General features: G+C 65.9%; 6 protein-coding genes. 4 read left to right on the forward strand and 2 right to left on the reverse strand.

The genetic code is table 11. The features are described 5' to 3' along the window. A partial coding sequence (locus tag EOA60_RS17860) for an FAD binding domain-containing protein (RefSeq protein ID WP_206628154.1) occupies positions 1 to 312 on the reverse strand: 312 nt, incomplete at its 3' end. A 224-nt stretch (positions 313 to 536) separates the two neighbouring features. On the opposite strand from EOA60_RS17860, the gene EOA60_RS17865 reads away from it, so the two are divergent. The 3 genes from EOA60_RS17865 to EOA60_RS17875 all read left to right on the forward strand — a co-directional run bounded on the left by EOA60_RS17865 (position 537) and on the right by EOA60_RS17875 (position 4,053). Continuing rightward, the gene (locus tag EOA60_RS17865; RefSeq protein WP_095824449.1) at positions 537 to 1,859 is read left to right on the forward strand and encodes an aminotransferase class I/II-fold pyridoxal phosphate-dependent enzyme; all 1,323 of its coding nucleotides are present in this window, start codon (positions 537 to 539) and stop codon (positions 1,857 to 1,859) included. A 94-nt stretch (positions 1,860 to 1,953) separates the two neighbouring features. Then, positions 1,954 to 3,060, forward strand: a complete 1,107-nt coding sequence (locus EOA60_RS17870) for a branched-chain amino acid ABC transporter substrate-binding protein (protein WP_127335674.1) — start codon at positions 1,954 to 1,956, stop codon at positions 3,058 to 3,060. 99 nt (positions 3,061 to 3,159) lie between these two features. Further along, complete coding sequence (locus tag EOA60_RS17875; protein ID WP_164899377.1) at positions 3,160 to 4,053, forward strand: LysR family transcriptional regulator; 894 nt, start codon at positions 3,160 to 3,162, stop codon at positions 4,051 to 4,053. Positions 4,054 to 4,105: 52 nt separating this feature from the next. On the opposite strand, the gene EOA60_RS17880 is transcribed toward EOA60_RS17875, so the two are convergent. Then, the gene (locus EOA60_RS17880; protein ID WP_095824447.1) at positions 4,106 to 4,687 is read right to left on the reverse strand and encodes a TetR/AcrR family transcriptional regulator; all 582 of its coding nucleotides are present in this window, start codon (positions 4,685 to 4,687) and stop codon (positions 4,106 to 4,108) included. A 140-nt stretch (positions 4,688 to 4,827) separates the two neighbouring features. On the opposite strand from EOA60_RS17880, the gene EOA60_RS17885 reads away from it, so the two are divergent. Further along, positions 4,828 to 5,130 (forward strand): enoyl-CoA hydratase/isomerase family protein (locus EOA60_RS17885; protein WP_206628155.1); only part of this gene is annotated, 303 nt, incomplete at its 3' end.

Consider the following 5,130-nt stretch of genomic DNA (forward strand, 5'->3'; position numbering starts at 1 on the left):
GCGTCCCTGCACCTGCTTCGAGCCGATCAGCTTGGCCGCCTCGACGACGCCCGGCCAGGCCTTCTTCAGCGCCGCGTTCTCGCCGAGCACCGCGCAGGGCACCGCGGCGCCGATGCTGAAGCCTTCTGCCGTTTCCTTGATTTCGCTAAGGCCCGCGATCGCCTTGATGTCGACGATCAGCTCGGGCTCGATGAAGCCGCCCTTCATCCTCACCAGAAGGTCGCTGCCTCCGGCAAGGATCGCGGCCGGGCCGGCCGCGCTGGCCAACAGGCCGGCGGCCTCTTCTATTGATTGCGGACGTATGTAGCGCATCGTCTCCCCTTGGTGGTCATGATCAGATCGACCGTTATAAAGACTCTCCTTATAATGACCATCCGCTTCCTGCATTGCACCACCTAAGTCAGGCGCATTGCCCTAATTCCTACCCCTAAATTTTCTAAGCCTAGCCGCTAGAACTACTCGTTTGCGCTCGGCCGGCCAAGCCTCCACCATGCCCTGACGAGCCGGACATCGCATCCGGCAACAGGGAGGCTTCGATGACCGCTCTTGCCCGCAGGCCCTGGGTTCCCACGCACTGCGAGGATTTTATCCAGGCGCTGGCGACGGCCACAAGCGGGCAGGGGAACGACGCCGTGCTCGCCGCGATAGAGGGCGGCATCGCGCTCAACCGGCGAATCCACGAGGCCGACTGCATCAATCTCAATCCGGCGACCAATGTGATGAACCCGAAGGCGGAGGCCGCGCTTGCCGCCCGGCTCGGCTCGCGTCCGTCGCTCGGCTATCCCGGCGACAAATACGAGATGGGGCTGGAGGGCGTCGAACGCATCGAGGTCATCGCCGCCGAGCTGGCGGCGCAAGTCTTCGGCGCGAAATACGCCGAAATCCGCGTCCCTTCCGGCGCCATCGCCAACCTCTATGCTTTCATGGTCGCGGCGCGGCCGGGTGACGCCATCATCGCGCCGCCGCCGGCCATCGGCGGCCATGTCACGCACCATATGGCGGGCTGCGCCGGCCTGTACGGGCTGGAGATTCATGCCGCGCCCGTCGATGCCGGCGGCTACACGGTCGATATCGAGAGGCTGCGCGCGCTTGCCCTTAAGATCAGGCCGAAGATGATCACCATCGGCAGCAGCCTCAATCTGCTGCCGCATCCCATCCAGGAAATCAGGGCGATCGCCGACGAGGTCGGTGCGCTGGTGCTGTTCGATGCCGCGCATCTCTGCGGCATGATCGCCGGACAGGCCTGGCAGCAGCCGCTGGAGGAGGGCGCCCATCTGATGACGATGAGCACCTATAAGAGCCTCGGCGGCCCGCCTTCGGGCCTGATCGTCACCAACGACGCCGAGATCGCCGAAAAGCTCGACCGCATAGCCTTTCCCGGCATGACCGCCAATTTCGATGCCGCCAAGGCCGCCGCCCTGGCCATCACCATGCTCGACTGGAAGGGACATGGCCGCGCCTATGCCGCCGCCATGGCCGGCACCGCGAAGGCGCTGGCAAGCGCGCTGGCTGAGCGCGGCCTGCCGGTGTTCTCGACCGCCAAGGGGCACACCGCCTCGCATCAGTTCGCCATCGAGGCGGCGGAGTTCGGCGGCGGCCAGGCGGCGGCGAAGCGGCTGAGGCGTGCAAACATCCTCACCTGCGGCATCGGCCTGCCGGTCACGGCGGTCGATGGCGACATGAACGGCCTGCGCTTCGGCACGCCCGAGATCGTGCGCTGGGGCATGACGGAGAAGGACATGCCCGAGCTTGCCGCCCTCATCGCCAGGGGACTGCGTGGCAACGATGCCGTGGAGGATGTCGCGGCGGATGTGAGTGCATTCCGGCGCCGGTTCACGAAGCTGCATTTCGTCAGCTGAGCGCCTGAACCCGCGGGCAGGGAGCCCGCTTCGTCAAAAGCAAGGGCCGCGGGCGAGAAGCCCGCCTTCTTCAACAAAGGGGAATGACCATCGCATGATTCTGCGATTGATGACTGCTGCCCTGATGGCCGCCGCCGCCGGCGTCGCCAGGGCGCATATCGTGCTCGGCGTCGCCGGCCCGATGTCGGGGCCGAACGCCGCCTATGGCGAGCAGTACCGCGTCGGCGTCGAGACGGCGATCCAGCGCATAAACGCCAATGGCGGCGTGCTCGGTCAGAAGCTCAGCGTCTCGGTCGGCGACGATGTCTCCGACCCCAAGCAGGGCGTGTCGGTCGCCAACAAGTTCGTCGCCGACGGCGTGCACTATGTCGTCGGCCACTACAATTCCGGTGTCACCATTCCGGCCTCGGAGATTTATGCAGAAAACGGCGTGCTTTTCGTCACGCCCACGGCCACCAACCCGATGGTGACTGAGCGAGGCCTATGGGACGCGTTCCGGGCCTGCGGCCGCGACGACCAGCAGGGCATCATCGCCGCGAAATTCGTGCTCGAGCGTTTTGCCGGCAAGAAGGTCGCGATCGTCGACGACAAGTCGACGGCCGGCAAGGGCCTCGCCGACGAGATGGCCAAGGCCTATAATTCCGGCGGCGGCAAGGAGGTGCTGCGCGAGGAGATCAACCCGAGCGAGAAGGACTACAGCGCGCTTGTCGCGAAGATCAAGAAGTCGGGCGCCGACCTCGTCTATTACGGCGGCCAGCACACAGAGGCCGGCCTGATCGTGCGCCAGATGCACGACCAGGGCGTCAAGACGGTCCTGATGGGCGGCGACGGCATATCCAACAGCGAGTTCGGCGCCATCGGCGGCGATGGCGCGGCCGGCACGCTGATGACGTCCTTCCCCGATCCGGCGAGCTTTCCCGAAGCCAAAGACGCGGTCGCCGACCTGAAGGCGAAGAACGTGCCCACTGAAGCCGTCACGCTCTATGCCTATGCCGCCACCCAGATCCTCGCCGAGGCGATCGCCAAGGCCAAGGTCGACGACCCGAAGGCGGCGTCCGACTATCTCCATTCGGGAGCGGCCATCCCGACCGTGCTTGGCACCATCTCCTATGACGACAAAGGGGATATCAAGCAGCCGGGCTTCGTCGTATTTGAGTGGCGGAAGGTCGACGGCAAGCTCGTTCCGGTGGCCCTCAAATAGACTTGAGGTCCTGGAGGCGAGCGCAGGCGGTCGCCGTTCTTTCGCTCGAAGCATTGCCGCGCCGTCATGGCAGGCGGCGCGGCATTGGGAAAGCTGCAGATGGCCGTCAATCCGCCGCGACCGCGCCTGCCGCCGCTCAACGCCCTCAGGGCCTTCGAGGCGGCGGCACGCCATGAAAGCTTTGCCAAGGCGGCGGACGAACTCGGCGTGACCCCCGCCGCCGTCTCGCATCAGGTGAAGGCGCTGGAGGCTTGGCTAGGCTCTCCGCTATTCGTGCGTCACGCGCAAGGCCTGCACCTCACCGATGCTGGGCGTTCGGCGCTGCCCTCGTTTTCCACCGCCTTCGACGCCTTGGGGCTCGCCGTGCAGGAATTGCGCATCTCGGCGCCCCGGCCGCAGGTGAGCGTCGCGGCATTGCCTTCGATCGCGCAGCTCTGGCTGGCGCCGCGACTGCCGGCCTTGCGCGCGGCGCATCCGGCGCTGCGCCCCTCCATCCATGCGCTGGAAGAGCCGCCGGACTTCCGGCGCGAGCCTTTCGACCTCGCCATTTTCCTCACCAGATCGGGCGCCGGCCGATCCTTCAAGCTCTGCGACGATGTGATCTTTCCTGTCTGCGCGCCGGCGCTGGCCAGGCAATTGAAGACGCCGGCCGATCTTTCCTCGCAGCTCCTGCTCTGGGACACCACCTGGACGGAGGATTGGAGCCTTTGGTTCGAAGTCGCCGGCGTGAAAGGCCCGTCGATCGAAACAGGTTCCGAATTCTCGCTCTACAGCATGGCTGTGCAGGCCGCCGTCGACGGCGCCGGCGTTTTGATGGGGCATGAGGCGCTGGTGTCGCGCGCTCTCGCCGCCGGCTCGCTGGTGGCGCCATTTCCCGAGTTGCGCGTGCCGACCGGCCGCGCTCTCTCGATTCTCGCACCGGACCGTCCGCCCGCGCCCGCCGCCACCATGATCGACTGGCTGCTGGCAGAGGAGGGGGCAGCGCGCGGCTGAGGCCGCCGGAATTGCCCGTCGCGGTCCACGGGGTCAGGACGCCGGGCGAGGTCTACGCCGCTGCCATCCGCGCCCGCACCAGCGTCGCGGCGGCGTGGCCGGCGGCCGTGATGTAGTCGGGATTGTGGTGGATCAGCATGCTGGAAAAGGCGCCGTCCATCAGAAGCACGATCTCGCGCGCCAGCATCTTCGGCTCGCGCACGCCATGGTTTGAAAGCTCGCCCGCCAGCCATTTCTCGAAATTGCTCTTATGGCGCGAGCCGGCCTTGACCGCCGGATGGCCGGGCATCGCGGCGAGTTCGGCGGCCGTGCGCAGGAAGCCGCAGCCCTTCCATTTGACGTGCCGCGCCACGCGCGCCAGATGGGTGAAGATCGCCGCGACCTTCTTGTCCGCGCCGCCTTCCGCCGCCTCGAACCAGCCGGCCATCTGCTTGAGGTTCGGCTGGTCGCGGCTGTCGAGATAGGCCGTGATCAGCTCGTCCTTGCTCTTGAAGTGGTAGTAGAGCGTGCGCTTGGTCAGCCCCGCCTTTTCCGCCACGGCATCGACGCTGACGCGGCCGATGCCTTCGGCATAGAAGAGTTTTGCCGCCGCGTCGACGAGGCGTTTCCTGGTTGGATTGGGCTTCTCGATCATCCATGAAGTATACCGACTAGTGAATATACAAACAAGCCGGAAGCTGATCCCTTGCAGCCGTTCCACAGAGCAATTCCAGGAAACTGCGCAGCGGTTTCCGTTCGGAATTGCGGAGAAAACGAACGGCTAAGGAGAACACTATGACCGAGCCCGTGCTTTGCGAAATCCGCGACCGCGTCGCGGTGCTGACGCTCAACCGCCCCGAAAAGCTCAATGCCCTGAATTACGACCTTATCGACCGCCTGCTGGCGATCCTCGACAGGATAGAGACCGACGATGCCGTGCGTGCCATGATCCTCACCGGGGCAGGGGAGCGCGCCTTCTCGGCCGGCGGCGACATCCACGAATGCGCGTTGAGCGTGGCCGAAGGCACGGATGTCGCGCTGCGCGATTTCGTCATGCGCGGCCAGCGGCTGACGGCGCGGCTGGAAGCGTTCCGCAAG

This window comes from Mesorhizobium sp. M1A.F.Ca.IN.020.06.1.1 (genome assembly GCF_004023265.1).
In the GTDB taxonomy this organism is placed as follows: domain Bacteria; phylum Pseudomonadota; class Alphaproteobacteria; order Rhizobiales; family Rhizobiaceae; genus Mesorhizobium.